At 71.7% G+C, this 15668-nt stretch carries 16 protein-coding genes and 1 pseudogene; 3 read left to right on the top strand and 14 right to left on the bottom strand.

Annotation, left to right across the window (positions count from 1 at the left end; genetic code table 11):
* Nucleotides 1-114: 114 nt before the first annotated feature.
* Both MCM47_RS22390 and MCM47_RS22385 read right to left on the bottom strand, forming a co-directional pair.
* Nucleotides 115-1026 (bottom strand): hypothetical protein, encoded by a 912-nt coding sequence (locus MCM47_RS22390; RefSeq protein ID WP_238863471.1) that lies wholly within the window; start codon nt 1024-1026, stop codon nt 115-117.
* Between the two features lie 225 nt (nt 1027-1251).
* On the bottom strand, nt 1252-2196 hold the full coding sequence (locus MCM47_RS22385; RefSeq protein ID WP_238863470.1) for a phosphotransferase family protein: 945 nt from the start codon (nt 2194-2196) through the stop codon (nt 1252-1254).
* 176 nt (nt 2197-2372) lie between these two features.
* Here MCM47_RS22385 and MCM47_RS22380 point away from each other — a divergent pair, with 176 nt between their 5' ends.
* Nucleotides 2373-3209, top strand: a complete 837-nt coding sequence (locus MCM47_RS22380; RefSeq protein ID WP_238863469.1) for a TrmH family RNA methyltransferase — start codon at nt 2373-2375, stop codon at nt 3207-3209.
* A 7-nt stretch (nt 3210-3216) separates the two neighbouring features.
* Here MCM47_RS22380 and MCM47_RS42630 read toward each other — a convergent pair whose 3' ends face one another.
* Genes MCM47_RS42630 through MCM47_RS22335 form a run of 9 tightly spaced genes read right to left on the bottom strand, consistent with a single transcriptional unit; the run spans nt 3217 to nt 11737 of the window.
* The gene (locus MCM47_RS42630; protein WP_308222406.1) at nt 3217-4218 is read right to left on the bottom strand and encodes a glycosyltransferase; all 1002 of its coding nucleotides are present in this window, start codon (nt 4216-4218) and stop codon (nt 3217-3219) included.
* Nucleotides 4215-5066 (bottom strand): glycosyltransferase family 2 protein, encoded by an 852-nt coding sequence (locus MCM47_RS22370; RefSeq protein ID WP_238863468.1) that lies wholly within the window; start codon nt 5064-5066, stop codon nt 4215-4217. Before MCM47_RS22370 ends, MCM47_RS42630 begins: the two co-directional genes overlap by 4 nt.
* On the bottom strand, nt 5063-5839 hold the full coding sequence (locus MCM47_RS22365) for an HAD family hydrolase (RefSeq protein WP_238863467.1): 777 nt from the start codon (nt 5837-5839) through the stop codon (nt 5063-5065). Before MCM47_RS22365 ends, MCM47_RS22370 begins: the two co-directional genes overlap by 4 nt.
* Nucleotides 5836-6858, bottom strand: coding sequence for an NAD(P)-dependent oxidoreductase (locus MCM47_RS22360; protein WP_238863466.1), 1023 nt, complete (start codon nt 6856-6858; stop codon nt 5836-5838). Before MCM47_RS22360 ends, MCM47_RS22365 begins: the two co-directional genes overlap by 4 nt.
* A 26-nt stretch (nt 6859-6884) precedes the next feature.
* Nucleotides 6885-8084, bottom strand: a complete 1200-nt coding sequence (locus MCM47_RS22355; protein WP_238863465.1) for a polysaccharide pyruvyl transferase family protein — start codon at nt 8082-8084, stop codon at nt 6885-6887.
* 14 nt (nt 8085-8098) lie between these two features.
* A complete protein-coding gene (locus MCM47_RS22350; protein WP_238863464.1) occupies nt 8099-9136 on the bottom strand; it encodes a hypothetical protein in 1038 nt (345 codons plus the stop codon).
* The gene (locus MCM47_RS22345) at nt 9133-10149 is read right to left on the bottom strand and encodes a glycosyltransferase family 2 protein (RefSeq protein ID WP_238863463.1); all 1017 of its coding nucleotides are present in this window, start codon (nt 10147-10149) and stop codon (nt 9133-9135) included. Before MCM47_RS22345 ends, MCM47_RS22350 begins: the two co-directional genes overlap by 4 nt.
* Nucleotides 10146-10805 carry a phytanoyl-CoA dioxygenase family protein gene (locus MCM47_RS22340; RefSeq protein ID WP_238863462.1) on the bottom strand — a complete coding sequence of 220 codons (660 nt, stop codon included), beginning with the start codon at nt 10803-10805 and terminating at the stop codon, nt 10146-10148. Before MCM47_RS22340 ends, MCM47_RS22345 begins: the two co-directional genes overlap by 4 nt.
* Complete coding sequence (locus MCM47_RS22335) at nt 10802-11737, bottom strand: NAD-dependent epimerase/dehydratase family protein (protein WP_308222404.1); 936 nt, start codon at nt 11735-11737, stop codon at nt 10802-10804. The genes MCM47_RS22340 and MCM47_RS22335 overlap by 4 nt, the downstream gene beginning before the upstream one ends.
* A gap of 478 nt (nt 11738-12215) precedes the next feature.
* On the opposite strand from MCM47_RS22335, the gene MCM47_RS22330 reads away from it, so the two are divergent.
* Complete coding sequence (locus MCM47_RS22330; RefSeq protein WP_238863460.1) at nt 12216-13511, top strand: tetratricopeptide repeat protein; 1296 nt, start codon at nt 12216-12218, stop codon at nt 13509-13511.
* Nucleotides 13508-14221: an SDR family NAD(P)-dependent oxidoreductase gene (locus tag MCM47_RS22325; protein ID WP_238863459.1), complete on the top strand. Its 714-nt coding sequence runs from the start codon at nt 13508-13510 to the stop codon at nt 14219-14221. The genes MCM47_RS22330 and MCM47_RS22325 overlap by 4 nt, the downstream gene beginning before the upstream one ends.
* Here MCM47_RS22325 and MCM47_RS22320 read toward each other — a convergent pair.
* From MCM47_RS22320 to MCM47_RS22310, 3 genes and pseudogenes are all read right to left on the bottom strand, one after another.
* A complete protein-coding gene (locus MCM47_RS22320; protein ID WP_238863458.1) occupies nt 14194-14616 on the bottom strand; it encodes a hypothetical protein in 423 nt (140 codons plus the stop codon). The two genes, MCM47_RS22325 and MCM47_RS22320, sit on opposite strands and share 28 nt — an antisense overlap.
* Before the next feature lie 85 nt (nt 14617-14701).
* On the bottom strand, nt 14702-15424 hold the full coding sequence (locus tag MCM47_RS22315; RefSeq protein ID WP_238863457.1) for a bifunctional 2-polyprenyl-6-hydroxyphenol methylase/3-demethylubiquinol 3-O-methyltransferase UbiG: 723 nt from the start codon (nt 15422-15424) through the stop codon (nt 14702-14704).
* 52 nt (nt 15425-15476) lie between these two features.
* A pseudogene (locus MCM47_RS22310) lies at nt 15477-15668 on the bottom strand (hypothetical protein); the annotation flags it as partial.

The raw sequence follows: 15668 nt of genomic DNA, 5'->3' as shown, positions 1-15668 counted from the left end.
GGTGGGGGCTTCCTCCCCGCCCCCGCACACGGCCCACACGGGGCCCACACGGGTCGCAAGCGTTCGCCCAGGTCAGCGCAGTCGCTGGTCTGCCCACGCGCCCGACAGCGGGCCCTACGCGGCCTCGGCCGTCCCGGTGGCCATCGCCGCCCGGACCTTGGCCAGCCCCCTGGCCGTCGTCCGTGCCCGCGCCTCGTCCGGAGCGCTCTGGCGGCGAGTTCCCGAGCACGCCGGGCACAGGCCCGGCTTCGGCAGCGGATCCCGGCACTCCTCGCACTCGGCGAGGCGTCGGCGCGGCGGCGGCGTGTCCAGGTACTGCGACGGCGGCATCTTGCGCTCGAGACGGCTCTGCACCACCTTGGCCGGCGAGTAGATCACGCTGGGCAGTCCGGCCAGCAGCGCCTCGCGCAGCCCCTCTTCCGAGCCGCCCCGGTCCAGCCACGCCCGCACCAGCGGTGCGAGGGCCGCCGCTTCGGCCTGCCCGAGCGGCAGTCTGCGCTCGGGCCGGACCGCCCGCAGGAGGACCGCAGCCGCCGCCCTAGTCTCCTCGTCAGCCTCCCGCCCGCCCTCGGCGGTCGTTCGGGAGTCGGGTTCGTCCCCCCGCCCTCCCTTCTCCTCCTCGGGCCGCGATCCGCGCGGCTCCTCCGCCTGCGGCTCCTCGGCGACAGGGCGGGAGGGTTCTTTCACCAGGTACTTTCCAAGAAGGGCGTCAGGATCACCGCACTCCGGTCCACCGGACGCCGGTATGTCGGCACCCGGCAGCATTGCCCGCTGCGGCACGTCGAAGAGATGCGCCTCGGAGCGAAGCCGTCCGGTCGGCAACCGCACCACGTCCACCCGGTAGTACCCCCACGCCCGAAGCTCGTCGAGCGCGTCCTCCACCGTCTTCCGGCCCTGCGGACTGGAGTCCGCCATCTGCCGACAGGTCTCACGCCACTCCTCCGGCCGCGAGATCAGATCGACGAACAGACCCTTGGCGGTGTAGGAGAGGGAGCGGTTCTGCGCCAGAGCGTTCGGGATGATCACGAAGTTCGACGGGTGGGGGCTGCGGTGGATACGCAGGGAGGGCCTCCTCGTTCCTCGGCCGGGCCTGCCCCGACCGGAGGGACGACGGACCATAGCCGCGAACCGTCCGCAAGTGAAGCCGGCGCCGAGCGACCTTGATCACACTGGATGAAAGTGCGCATAGCGCCCTCCCCGGCATCTGCCACAGCGGTGTCGCGGTCAGCGCGCACGGCAGCATGTCTGCAGTCAGCGGCGCCGGGTCGTCGCGGCGTTGAGGACGTCGGCGGCCCACTGGTAGTGGCCGGTCTCGCGGATGTCTGTGTTCTGCTCGGGGTAGAGGTCGCAGCTGAGCAAGGCGATCGTGTGCAGGTAGTCGGCGAGGTCACCGCGCCGATCAGCGGAGAGGTCCTGGGCAGCAGCGGCCAGCAGCCGGTTGCGGACCTCGACGCGGTCCGGGTCGTACATCCGGTAGTAGGCGCAGGCCCCCGCGAGGTCGTAGAGCGGGTCTCCGAGCAGGGTGAAGGTGCCAAGGTCGATGACGCCAGATACCTTGCTGTCGGCGACGAGGATGTTGTCCGGGTAGAGGTCGCCGTGGATGACGCCTTCGGGGCCGGTGTAGGGGCGGGCGAGCCGCGCGGTGAGCCGGTCGGTGATGTGGTCTACGGCCGGGACGTCGCGGCGCAGGTCGGGGAGGACCTTGGGGAGCTTCTGCGCGAGGAGGCGGCGCAGGAAGGCGTGCCAGTCCTCGCCCTGGTGGGCCGGGTCGGGGTCGAGGAGCATGCGCCGGTCGAGCGGGGTGGTCAGGCGCAGGCCGGTGAAGTCGCGGACGGCGGCCAGGTACACGGCTTCGGTGGCCGGGTCGGTGAGGTCGAGGGCGTCGCCCATCGAGGCGCCGGGCAGGCGGGTCTCGGTGACGGCCAGCAGGGGGCCGTGCTGCTCGATGTTCTGGATCTCGGGCAGGGCGAAGGGCACGCTGGTGCGGTCGAAGCGCCAGTAGAGGTCGGCGATGGTCTCCAGCGCAGAGCGCTGGTCGGGGTCGGCGTAGACCTTGAGGACCTGGTCGTGGCCGAGGGCGTAGACACGGGCCTCGGTGCCGGCGGCGATCAGGTCGGCGGGGGTGAGTCCGCGGGCGTCGAGGAGGGTGTTCTCGGCATCGGCAGTGATGCTGCTGGCGTCGCGGCGGGTGATCACGGCATGCTCCGGGCGGTGGCGGTGGCGGTGACGGTTGCCAGGTTCTTCGGTCTCATTGTGGTCCGGTCCGCGAACACGGTCGGGCACTGCTGCCGGTGTAGGGTTTTGAGCTGCGCTGGTGCGGACTCCGCCGTGGTCGGAACGCATCGAAGAAGACGGCTCATCTTGGAGGACAGGTGCCAGCGATCCAGCGGATCACCTCCCGCAACGCGAAGTTCCAGCTGTGGGAGGCCCTGCTCACGAACCGGAAGAAGCGCAACCAGCTCGGCGAGTTCCTGGTCCAGGGGGTTCGGCCAATCTCACTCGCCGTTGAGTACGGCTGGCCGATCCACGCACTTCTGTACGACGACCGGCGGAAACTGTCGAGCTGGGCGCAGGAGCTGCTCCGGACGACCCGGGCCGAGCGGGTCGTGATGGCTCCCGAGCTGCTGGCGGAGCTGGGTGAGAAGACCGAGGGGGCGCCCGAGGTGATCGCGGTGGTCGGCGTGCCGGCGGACGACCTCGGTCGGATCGAGGTCGGGCCGGACTTCCTGGGTGTCCTGTTCGACAGGCCGACCACGCCGGGCAACATCGGGAGCATCATCCGGTCGGCAGATGCCTTCGGCGCACACGGCATGATCGTCTCCGGCCACGCCGCTGACGTCTACGACCCGAAGGCCGTGCGGGCGACCACCGGCAGCCTGTTCTCGCTGCCGTCCGTCCGGGTGCCGGGGCCGACCGAGGTGATGGCCTGGGTGGAGCAGCAGCGTGCCGCCGGTCACCCCCTGGTCCTGGTGGGCACAGACGAGAAGGGCGACGCCGATGTCTTCGACTTCGACCTGACTCAGCCGGTGCTGCTGCTGGTGGGCAACGAGACGACCGGGCTGTCCAGCGCGTGGCGGGAGCTGTGCGACTTCACGGTGAGCATCCCGATGACTGGGGCGGCCAGTTCGCTGAACGCCGCGAACGCCGCGACGGCGATCCTGTACGAGGCTTCCCGGCAGCGGATCGCGGCCGGGAAGCGTTCGTGCTGACCGCAGGTCAGGTCCAGGTGCCGCCCACGGCGGCGCGGCGGTAGACCTCCAGGTACTTCGCGGCGATCACGTGGTGGCCCCAGCGGTCGACGGCGGTGACGCGGAGGTACTCCGGGGCCGGGAGGCCGGCCAGGATCTTGGCGGTCTCCTCCGGGGTGGGCGTCCGCTCGACCGGCAGGACGGTGCCGACGTGCGGAGCGATCTCGGCGAGGCACCCGTTGTCGGTGGCGATGACCGGGGTACCGCTGACGGCGGCCTCGGCGACGACGGTGGCGCCAGGTTCGATCCACTCGCCTCCGAAGGGTCCGCCGAACGGCTGGGAGAGGACGAGCAGGGCGTGGGCGGCGGCGAGCAGCTCGGTGCGCCGGCTGCCTCCGACCTCGCCGACGTACTCGGCGGTGCCGGGGTAGTCGGTGAGGATGCCGTGCAGGTAGTCCGGCTCCCAGGCGGGTCCGGCGAGCTTCAGTGGGAGGCCGGCGGCTTGGGCGAAGGCGGCGGCGTCCCTTGCGCCCTTGTGGACGGAGACTCGGCCGAGGAACAGCAGGAAGTCCTCCTTCTCCTCCCGGTAGGTGTAGCGGTCGGGGTTGACCGGCAGCCGGATGACCGGTGCCTCCGCGGACCCGGCGGCGCGGCGCTGGGCGTGGGAGAGGTAGACGCCGTTCGCCGTGTGCTCGGGCACGCCGTTGAGGTGGTGGGTGCGGACGGCGGGCCAGTCGGGTTCGGCAGGCAGCAGCTGGCCGTTGGTGTGGTCGTGCACCACGTCCGGGCCGAACGCGCTCAGCGCGTCCCGAGTGGTGTCGTAGGTGGTGGCGTCGGAGACGGTGAGGCCCGGCTGGGGGGTGCTGCCGGGGGCACCGACCAGGAGGATCTCGTGTCCGGCGGCGAGGAGTCCGTCGATGAGGGTGGCGACCACCCACTGGATGCCGCCGTAGCCCTGCGGCGGGACGGTGATCCACCGGGTGGTGTCCTGCCCGAAGCGGTGGGGCGGGTTGAGCATGGCGATCTTCACGAGCGCCTCCGAGCGGGATCGAGGAGTTCGCGGCCGATGCCGGTCAGCACGGCGGCCGTGTAGAGGACGGCGAGCACGGCGGGGCGACCGCCGGGGCCGCCGGAGCGGTTGCGTCTCCACTCCTTGTGCAGGCCGGCGCGGGCGGTGCCGCGGCGGACCTCGCTGCGGCCCTGCCAGTAGGCACGGCGCAGGAGGTAGCCGGGGCGGAGCCGGTGGACAGGGATCAGGTGGCGCACCTGCGTGTCGTGGAGAACAGCGGTGGTCGCGCCGAGAGTGGCGAGCCGACGCACGAGCGTGGTGTCCTCGGCGGAGGCCAGGTTGGTGCCCACGCGGCCCAGACGGCTGTCGAAGTCGAGGCCGAGCAGCCGGGCGTGGTCGCGGTCGAGGGCGAAGCACCCGCCCCAGATGCTGGCGGGCAGGTCCGGGTGGTGGGAACCGAGGTAGTGCAGCTGCCCGGTGGTCAGCCACCACGGAGTTCGGCGGCCCTGGAGATCGGCGGTGATCCGGGTGCCGGCCACGTGCGCCCCGTCGGCCAGGGCGGCGCGCAAGTCCTCTACGGCGTCGGTGGTGGGCACGATGTCGTCGTCCACGAACACGACGTGCCGGGTGGGGGCCTCCTTCAGCGCGAGGTTGCGGCTGTACGACAGGCCGATGGTGGCCCCGTTGAAGAGTACGGTGCGCCGGTCGGCGGGCACGGTGAGCCGCCGCTGGGTGGCGGCGTCCGCGGCGGTATCCACGACGACCACGAGGTGGTCGTCCGTGCCGAGTACGCCGGGGAGCCGGTCGAGGGCGGCCAGCAGCAGGTCGGGCCGGTTGCTGCACACCGCCACCGTGAGCGGGACAGTCATCGGACCACCACCGTGCGGTGCCGGGCCGGGGCGCGGTCGGCGAACCGGGTGGCCAGGTCGGCGAGGTCGCGGGCGTGCAGGCTGTGGTCGGCGGCGGGGTGCCGGCGGACCCCCATGCGTTCGGCCCGCACCTCCCGGTAGGCGGCGACCAGCGCCGGGTCGGTGCCGGGCGGGGCGCTCCAGCCGGTGGGCGGGGTGACGAGCGCGGCGTGGGCACCGAGGCGCTGGGCGGGGGCGGCGTCGTGGTCTGGCCGGTCGCCGACCATCAGGGTGGTGGCCGGGTTCCAGCCGAGCTGCTCGATCGCCCAGCCGAGCAGGCCGGGGTCGGGCTTGGCGATGCCAACGGTGGTGTCGAGGGCGACGAGGGCCAGGTGCTCGGTGGCGCCGCTGGCGCGCAGGACCTCCTCGCACTCGGGGGGCTGGTTGGCGACCACGCACACCGGCCGGTGCTCGGCGAGGCTGGCGAGGGCAGTGACGGCGCCGGGGACCAGCTGCGCGAGGTCGGACCAGCGGCGGCGGACGCTGGTCCAGGCGTGCGCGCCGGCCGGGCTGTAGAGACCGGGGCTGGCGGTGGCGCTGGCCCGCTGGAGGTAGAAGCGGCGCATCTCGGCGGTGAACCGCTCGATGGTCAGAGTCGGGTCGGCCTCGCCGGCCAGCTCCAGGACGCCTTGGAGCCAGGCGAGTTCGAAGGGCTCGTCGTAGTAGAGGACGCCGCCGACGTCGGTGGCGATGGTCTCGACGGCCGGGTCGGCGGCCTTGGCGGGCTTGGTCACGGAGTGTCCGTCCGGGAGGTGGCGGTGGTGTACCACTCGGGCTGGGTGTCGGAGCCGGTTTCGAGGGTGAGCGTGCTGCGCGGGGTGACGGGGCCGTGGCCCTTGGCCCAGGCGGCGGTGGCGGCGAGGCCGGCGGCCAGCGGGGTGTCCTTCCAGTCACCGAGCAGCATCCGGGCGAGTTCGCTGCTGGTGTAGGCGGCGTGGACCTCCTCGCGGGTCTCCAGGTGGCGGATCGGGTGGTCCGGCACGCCCATCGCCTCGCGGACCGCGTGGGCCATCTCCAGGACGGTGCAGGGCTGCTGGCTGCCGACGTTGATCACCCGGTTCCAGTGCTGGGAGTTGTCGGCGGCGTCGAGGAAGCAGCCGACGATGTCGTGGACGTAGGTGAAGGAGCGGCGCTGGCTGCCGTCGCCGTAGACGGTGATCGGCTCGCCGCGCAGGATCTGGTTGAGGAAGATCGCCACGGCGTTGCGCAGTGGATCGCCCATGTTCTGACGCTCGCCGTAGACGTTGTGCATCCGCAGCGCGGTGAACGGCAGGCCCTGCATGTGCGCGGTGATGGCGAGTTCGCGCTCGATGGTGAGCTTGGCGTTGCCGTAGCTGTCGACGGGCTGGGGGTGGTCGTCCTCGCACATCGGGACGCGGCCGGTGCCGTAGACGGCGACGGAGGAGGCGTAGGAGAAGTACCGGACGCGGGTGCGCAGGGCGGCGTTGATCAGGTGGATGCTGCCGAGGACGTTGACCTCGTAGTTGTGGGCCTTGACGGCGTGGCTGATGCCCTCGGCGGCAAAGGCTCCCAAGTGGAAGACGCTGTCGAAGGCGTGGTCGGCGAAGAGGTCGTCCACGGTGCCCCGGTCGGCGATCGAGCCGACAACGAGCCGCGCGCCGTCGGGGACGTTCTCCTTCTTGCCGCCGTCGAGGTTGTCGAGGACGACGACCTCGTGTCCGGCGCCCAGGAGCCGGTCGGCGAGGTGGGAGCCGATGAATCCGGCTCCGCCGGTCACCAGGTGAAGGGCCATGCTGTGCTCCGATCGGGCTGGGAGAGTCAGGAATTGAGGAGCGCCCGCACCCGGGCGATGTCCGCGGTGGCGAGTGCGGCCTGAGTGGGGAGCCGGGTGGCGAGGTGGTCGCGGAGCTTCTCGGTGTCGAGGTGGGCGAGGTGTTCGGCGGCGCCCGGGTCGGCGGTGAATGCGGCGATGTCACGGTGGACGTCGCCGGGCGGGACGTCGGGGCCGTAGGTGTCGGCGAGGACGCCGTGGAACTTCGGGCTGTGGCCGAGGGCGACGGCGGGGGTACCGCTGGAGAGGGCGCCGATCGAGGCGTGCAAGCGCTCGGAGACCACCAGCTCCGCCCCTCCGAGGACGGCCTTGTAGTCGCCGGCCCCGGTGCCGTCGGCGTCCAGGACGTGCACCGGCACGTTCGGGAGGCGGGCCGCGATCTGCCGGGCCAGGAGGCGGTCGTCGTTGTGCTCGCGGGAGTCGTGGCAGTGCGGCACGAGGACCAGCGGGCGGCAGCGAACGCGCCACAGGGTGTCGGCGAGTCGGGTCAGCGCGTCCAGGTGCTGGGCGTCGCTGATCGGGCTGTAGCGGGTGACGCCCCGGCTCGGCGCCAGGCACACGTACTCCTGGGTGGCGTCGAGGCCGGCGTCGGCGAGCAGCTGCGCGGTGCGGTCGGGGCTGGACGGCTGGAGGAGGAAGGCAGGGTCGGCGGCGAGCACTACCCGGTCCTCGGGTAAGGCGAGGGGGCCGGTGAGGTAGGCCCAGGTGGTGCTCTCGCGGACGGTCAACAGGTCGAGGCGCTGGGCGGTGACGGTGAACGCGGCCTGCTCGGCGGGGTCGGTGAAGCCGACGGACTGGCCGACCATCGCGGTGGGGATGCCTAGCTTCTGGGCCCGGTCGAGCACGGCGAGGTAGGAGGTGGAGACGCCGTAATCGGAGGTGTGCAGGTCACCGCCAGTGGCGAGGACCAGGTCCGCCTGCTTGACGAGGCGGGAGGCGCGTTCGCGGCGGTGCTGCTCGGTTTCGACCGGCCGCATCGTGGCCCAGGAGCGGGAGACGACGAACGGGTCCGCGGTGCAGTCGGCGCCGCTGCCGGCGAGCGCTTCGCTGTCGAGGTCGGGGGTCTGGGTGAGAACGGTGACCGTGGTATCGGGAGCGGCGGTCAGCGAGGTGGCCAGGGAGCGGGCGAGGGCCTCGACTCCTCGGCTCTCGCAGCTGGTGATGCCGGTGAGCAGGATGTTCGGCACGGTGGCCTCCCGGGCTAGTTGGTGAAGGCGAGCAGGTCGCCCAAGACGCGCCGGTAGTTGAACCGGCGTCGGAGCTCGTCCTGGATGCGGCCGAGCCGCAGGCGGTTGGCGGGGCCGTCGCGCAGGAGCCGCGCGAGGTCCTCGGCTGCGTCGCCGCCGAGCAGGAACGGGCCGATCTGTTCGCCGTAGAGGTCGGTGGTGTAGGCGAGTTCGGGCGGCAGGGCGGGCAAGGTGCCGGCCGCGACGGTCTCGAACATGCGTGGGGTGAGCAGCTGTTGGTGGGCAAGCAGGGGGCGGGCCAAGATCGGGGTGATCTCGGCCTTCGCCATCTGGGTGAGGACCTGGCCGAACGGGACGGGGCCGGTGACCTTGACGCCGTGCTCGGCCAGCCAGCCGGGCCGGTTGGCGGTGGCGGTGAGGTGCTCGGGGTGGGGGTCGCCGGACCACCAGCGGCCGGCCACCCGCAGGCGGGTCAGCGGCGGCTTGGCGGACCGGGCGGCTTCGACCAGGTCTGCGAGTGCGTCCCAGCGCCACCAGTTCGCACCGACGTACTGGAGGTCGTAGGTCGCGGCCGGTGTCCGCTCCGGCCGGTGCACCGGCTTGGGCATCCCGAAGTACGGGAAGAACTGCGCGCCGTCGGGGAGCTTGCCGAGGCGCGGCTGGAGGATGACGTCGCTCAGCTGCCGGTAGAGCTGCTGCCACTGCTGGTGGCCGTAGGGTCCGGCGGAGTCGTCGTCTCCGAGGACGGTGTGCTCGCCCCAGTGGGCGTCCGGGTCCAGGACGATCCGGCGGCTCCGCGGGAAGCGCTCGCACAGCTCCAGCCGCCGCTCGTCCAGGAACTGGCGGCCCTCGAAGACCAGGACCAGGTGGGTGCCCCAGGCGAGGTCGTCGACGACCGGCAGCAGGCCGGGGACCTGGTCGTCCAGGCGGCACAGCGGCCCGGCGAGGGCGACTTCGCAGTCCAGTGCCGGGGCGGCGCGCACGTACTCGCTGATCATGTGCGCCGATCCGGCCTGCCAGTGGAAGTCGCCGGCGAACAGCACCCTGGTCACCGCGCACCCCCGGCGGTGCGCAGGCGGTGGTGGGCTCGGCGGCGCCGGGCGATGGTCGGGGTGAGCCGCAGCAGCCACCAGGCGGCGGTGGCCGTCTCCGCCCACCCGCGGACCACCGTGGTGTTCCCGCCGACCGAGCGGCCGGCCAGGTCCTGGCGCAGCCACCGCCCGGCCAGGGAGAGGATCGCGGGCCACGTCCAGGTGACGTCGGTGAGCAGGAAGTAGTACCGGTTGCGGCGCATCTGCACCCGCCGGTAGGTGCTCGCGCCGGTTCCCCCACCGCCGTAGTGCTGGATGCCCAGGTCCAGGTTGAGAGCGACCCGCCAGCCCGCCCAGCGGGCCCGGCGGCACAGGTCGGTCTCCTCGTAGTAGGTGTGGAAGACCCGGTCGAACAGGCCGAGCGTGCGCAGGACCTCGGCCCGGACGAACAGGGCGGCGCCCTGGACGTAGGCGTGCTCCAGGGTGGCGGGGGCGCGGCCGTGCTCGGGGCCGGCCGGGGAGGGCCGGTTCGGGCGGTCGCCCACGAAGCCGTCGGCCTCGCCGAGCTTCAGCGCGAGGCGTGACCAGTCGTTGTGCTCGTCCAGCGCGACGGTGCTGCCGTCGGCGTCGGTGTAGACGTACTGCATGGGGCCGCAGATGCCGTAGGTGGGCCACTGCTCCATGAAGGCGGTCAGCTGGTGGACGAGGTCGGCCGGGGTACGGGTGTCGGGGTTGACGAGGAACACGTAGTCGGCGCCGGCGGTCAGGGCGGCGCGCATGCCGACGTTGTTGGCGCGGGCGAAGCCGAGGTTGGTGTCGTTCTGGATGATCTGCACCGTGGGGAAGGTGTCGCGGATCATCTCGGTGCTGCCGTCGGTGGAGGCGTTGTCGACGTACCAGACGGTGAGGTCGAGGTCGGGGGTGTTGCTGGCGAGGAGGGTGGACAGGCAGGCGGTCAGCCAGCGTGCCTCGTTGGTGCCGACCGTGACGGTGGCGACCTTCGGTCGGCGGGGCGCGGGTGCGGGGCTGGTCACGGTGCCTCCGTGGTGTCGGGGACGAACTCGATGACGAGGCTGCGGCGGGGCCGCTCGGTGGGGTTGGGGCGCGAGGCGTGGACGGTCCGCACGTCGTGCGCGGCCACGTCGCCGGCCTTCGCGCCGACCGTCAGCACGGGCCCTGCGGTGCGGACCTTCTCCACCTCGGCGTCGTCGGCCAGCAGGTGGCTGCCGGGCACGAACTCCAGCGCTCCGTTGGAGGCGTCGGAGTCGTCCAGGAACAGGCTCAGGTTGATGGCGCGGCCGGGTTCGGCGTCGGTGCGGTCGCGGTGCCAGGGGACGGCGGCGGCCACCTGCGGCATCTTGACGATCATGGCGATGACCCGGGCCCGCACCGGACCGCCCAGGATGGTCTCGGCGAGGTGGTGCAGCGGGCCGGTGGCGAACAGCCCGGCCGCGAGCGGGGCGCCCGACTGCCGCTCGAGATTGTGGACGCGGTAGAGCACCGGCGTGCTCTCGCCTTCGCGGGTGAAGTGCCAGAAGTCCTCGCTGCGGTGGCCGTCCTCGAACGCGGCCACCAAGGCGTCGGCCTCGGCGCGCAGCCGCCCCAGCAGCGGGCCGGTGACCACGGCCGGAACGACCGTGTACCCGTTGGCCCAGAGCTGGCCGAGGGCTTCGGCGGTCGGCGCGCTCATCGGGTGGCCCCGGCGGCGAGCTGCTCGGTGAACCAGCTGACGGTGGCGGCCAGGCCGTCCTCGATCGCCGTCCGCGGTGCCCACCCGAACTCCTCGCGGGCCAGGGTGGTGTCGGGCCTGCGGCGGACCGGGTCGTCCTCGGGCAGGGCGGTGAACTCCACCTCCGCGGCGGAGCCGGTGAGGTCGAGGACCAGGTGGGCGAGGGCCAGCACCGTCCGCTCGTCCTCGGTGCCCAGGTTGACCGGGCCCGGGTGGTCGCTCGCGGCGACCGCCAGCAGTCCGGCCACCGTGTCCTCCACGTAGCACAGCGAGCGGCTCTGGCCGCCGTCCCCGGCGACCTGCAGGGGCTGCCCGGCGAGCGCCCGGGTGATGAAGGCCGGCACCGCGCGGCCGTCGTCGGTGCGCATCCGCGGGCCGAAGGTGTTGAAGATTCGCACGATCGCGGTGTTGGTGCCGAACTCGCGGCGGTACGCGGCGGTGCTCGCCTCCGAGAAGCGCTTGGCCTCGTCGTAGACGCTGCGCGGGCCGATCGGGTTGACGTTGCCCCAGTACGCCTCGGTCTGCGGGTGCTGGTGCGGGTCGCCGTACACCTCCGAGGTCGAGGCCAGGACGAACCGGGCCCCGCGCTCCTTCGCCAGCTCCAGCACGTTCAGCGTGCCGATGGAGCCGACCGACAGCGTCGGAAGGGGGTGACGCAGGTAGTCCGCCGGGGAGGCCGGCGAGGCCAGGTGGAAGACCACGTCCACCTCGCCCGCGACGGCGAGCTTGTCGTTGACGTCCTGCTCGACCAGCTCGAAGTGCTCGGTGCCGAGCAGGTGCGCGATGTTGTCGCGGCTGCCGGTCAGGAAGTTGTCGACGCAGACCACGGCGAGGCCGTCGCGGATCAGCGCGTCGCACAGGTGGGAGCCGATGAATCCGGCTCCACCGGTCACGACAGCGGTCCTTCGAGGCATGGGACTCCTCCAGGCTCGGGCACGACCGACCCGCCCGGCGGCACGAGGGCACGGCGGACTGAAGCGGCGTACACGGTGAACGGGTGCGGGCGCGGCCGGCTTGTCGCGCCCCGGTGATCGGTGCGAGTGGTCCGTCCGTCAGCGGACGTCTTCTCGTCGTGCGGCCGGGTCAGCGTCAGGTCTCTGAGGTGGTCCCCGGTCGGCCCTCCGGGGTGCCCGGCCGCAGTTCAGCCAGTCGGGCACCCGTCGGGGGGAGCACTAGCTAACCCCCGATCAACTGGCGCTGAACAGAGCGGGTTTGTCGTCTTCCTGTCGTCTTCTGGCCCCAACTGCAACGGATGTACCATCAGCGCACAGTTGCGGACCGGCTACGGTCCGGTGAACAGATCGGGGGTTGGGGATGGGCCGGTCGACCGGCTTACGAGCACCGGTCCGGCTGGTACATCCGCTGAGTGTGGTGCGGGAGGAACGCGGCTGGACCTATCAGGATGTTGTCAACATCGCCGCCAAGCCGACTCGTCGGACCGCCGACCGGCGCAAGGCTTGGAAGTGGGAGCACTGGGGCGTTGAGCCGGACGCCGACAGCCAAGCAGCCCTCGCCGCCGAACTCGGCATTCCGATGAGCGAGGTGCACCGACTCGGCTGGCCCGGATGGCTGCCGGACGGCAACCCTGTCCGCACCGGTTTCCCCTGGACCCGGTCGGGGACGCTCCAGTCGTTGGATGACACCCTGGAGCACGCCATGCTCGACCGACGCGGATTCATGAAGCTCGGCGGCGAGGCCCTGGTCGCGTTGGCTGGCCAGTGGCTCACCGAAGACCCCGAGCCGGTCGTCGCCGCCCTCACAGGAGGCCGTATCGACACGCAGCTCGTCGCGGACCTGGAGGACGGCCTGCCCCGCCTTCGCCGTCTCGAGGCCCGCCTCGGTGGACCGCGTGCCCGCCACCTCCTGGGAGCCGAACTCGACACCGTCACCGGCATCCTCAAGGAGGCGTCCTACTCCGACCGGGTCGGCCAGCGGCTTCTCCGCCTCGGCGCAGAACTGGCCCGCCTCGCCGGGTGGTCGTCCTTCGACGCCGGCCTTCACGCCGCCGCCCAGCGGTACTGGGCCAGTGGCCTTCGTTCCGCCCACTCTGCCGGCGACCGGGCGCTGGGCGCCAACATCATCAAGTCGCTCAGCCTCCAGTGCTACGACCACGGCCTCTTCGCGGACTCCCGTGCGCTCGCGGCAGCTGCCGTTGACGGCGCGGGCGAGGTCACCCCCCGCACCCGCGCCATGCTGCTCCTACGACAGGCCCGCGCCGCAGCGGCCTGCGGCGACCGCGCCGAGTGCGACCGCCTACTGGCCGCCGCCGAGACGCAGATGGGCCGAGCCAACGTGGGCGACGACGATCCCGCCTGGACCAGCTACTTCGACGCGGCCGAGTTCCACGCTCAGACCGCCACCTGCCATGCAGACCTCGGGCGCCCCCGGCTCGCACAGCGCCACTACGTCACCGCGCTCGACCTCATGCCGGCTGCCAAGCACCGCGACCTCGCCACCTACACCATCCAGACCGCGCGAACCCACACCGCTCTGGGCGACGCGGACCACGCCGTCCACCTCCTGGAGACGGCCGTCCCGATGATCACCGCCGCCCCGTCCCAGCGGAACGCCGCCCGTGCGACTGCCGCCCGTGCCGAACTGCCACTCACCGCCAAAGACCCGAAAGTCCAGCGCCTCGACCAGCTGCTCGCCACACTGGCCGCATGACCACACACCCCGTCTCCCGCGTCGCCCTCGTCTCCGGTGGAAACCGCGGTCTTGGGCTCGCCATTGCCACCCGCCTCGCCGAACAAGGCATGCAGGTTGTCCTCGGCGTGCGCGACCGCCTCGCCGGCCGTGAGGCGACGGAAGCCCTCGGCCGCAAGGGCCTGTTCGTCCACTCCCACGAACTCGACGTCACCGACCCGGCCAGCGTCGCCCGGTGCGTCGCCGACGTCGCCGCTCCGCTCGGCCGCCTGGACGTGCTGGTCAACAACGCCGCCGTCGCGGTCGACCGCGGCCAGGCCGCCGCCGCACCGGACTTCGAGCGCATCCGAGCCACTCTGGACACCAACCTCCTCGGTGCCTGGCGGCTCGCCGCCGCAGCCGCTCAGGAGATGCGCAAGAACGAGTATGGCCGGATCGTCAACATCACCAGCCACCTCGGCTCGCAGAGCAACATGGGGACCGGCAACGTGAGTTACCGGGTTTCCAAAGCTGGCCTCAACGCCCTCACCCAGATCCTCGCCGCCGAACTCGACGGCACCGGCATCCTCGTCAACGCGGCCTCCCCCGGGCGCATGGCGACTCGCATGGCCTATGGCGAGACCGATCGCACGCCCGAAGAGGCGGCCGATACCCCGGTCTGGCTCGCCACCCTCCCCGACGGCGGCCCTACCGGTGGTCTCTTCTACGAGCGCAAGCCCCTCGGCTGGTGAGCACCACCCGCATCGACCGTCACGTGAGTCGATGGGTCGGTCACCGCGTGGATGAACCTCACCACATCCGCCGAGGTGTAGCCGAGCAGCTCAGCCCGGTGGACTGCGAGCAACAGCAGCTGTGCCACCGACTCAGCCCCGTAGCCGTTGAGGCCGTCGCAGAACCACTCGTCGAGCTTCTCCACCCCAACGTCGTTCAGCACGACGCCGTGGCTTCGACGGACCTCGCGAGCAACCTGACCGATCGCGTCAAGCAGGTGCTCGCCCTCGCGCTCACACACGAAGCGACTGCCTTCCTCATCGGCGACACAGCCGACCGGGAGAACCCCAGTCAGGGCAAGACTCCTCGCTGGCTGGTGGTGGTCGTCGAGCCCGAGCGCGAAAGAGTGCAGCACATCAACTCCGTTTCCACACACGACCCTAGCGAGCCAGGCCGCGGCTCACTATCGCTCGCCAGAGTGACGCGCGGCAGCGAAGGGCTTACTCGGCGTTTGCCACCCACAGACCCTTGTACTGGATCTTGGGGTGCCGGTGGTCTCTTGCAGTGGTACCAGCCGGGGTGTAGCCGCAGGACCGCAGCAGGTCCGCCGTCGTGGACCGGTCCCGCTCCTCGTTGTAGACGCCGATGATCAATCGGCCGCCCGGGGCGACGACTTGGTCCAGCAGATGAGCTACGTACGCTCCCCGCAGGTCCGCCGGGACGTAGTCCAGGCCGGTGCGGACGGCGTCGAAGCGATGCGGAGGTTTCCAGCCCATAGCGTTGGCGGTCCAGATCCGGCCGGCCCACTGTGGGCAGCGGGTTCGGGCGAGGTCGGCGAGGGCGGCGGAGATCTCCACCCCGTACGGCTCGATGGTGATCCCGACTTCGACTGCCCATTCGGTCAGGCTCTCCATAAGGTGACCGTTGGCGCATCCGATGTCGAGGAACGTCCCACCGGGGGATGGGAGCAGGTCGACGATCAGGCTGCGGGCTTCTCGCCAGCGGGTGTCGTCGCCGCTGTGGCCAGACTGGGCCCGCGGGTTGTCGCCGTTGAGGTAGGCCGGTTCGATGACGTCCAGGACGGCGGCGTGCCACTCGGTGGCCGTGATCTCGCCCGCCTGGTAGGCGTCATCGATGGGTGCCAGATCGCTCCAACCTCGCTCCTTCGCGCTCGCGATGTCCTCGGCGTCGTGGCCGGCTGGACCGCGTGTGGAGGAATCCATGCGTGTTCCTTCCCTATTCGGTGACGTTGGCGCCTTGCCGACAGGTAGACGTTCAGTCCCCCTGAAGAGCGCGGATCAGTCGGGCGGCCTCCCGGTGCGCCGGCCCCATTCGCGGGTCGTCGTTCGGACCAGCGTGCCGTCCGACGATCTTCGCCAGCACGAAGAGCTGCATCACCATCCCAGCGCGGCTCTCAAGGTCTGCCCGGCGCTCCCGCCGCACCCGGTCCGCGAGCGCCGGCACGGC

The sequence above is a fragment of the Kitasatospora sp. A2-31 genome (assembly GCF_022288725.1).
In the GTDB taxonomy this organism is placed as follows: domain Bacteria; phylum Actinomycetota; class Actinomycetes; order Streptomycetales; family Streptomycetaceae; genus Kitasatospora.
The sequence above is the reverse complement of the archived record's forward strand: the minus strand, read 5'-3'. Positions and strand labels throughout refer to the sequence as shown.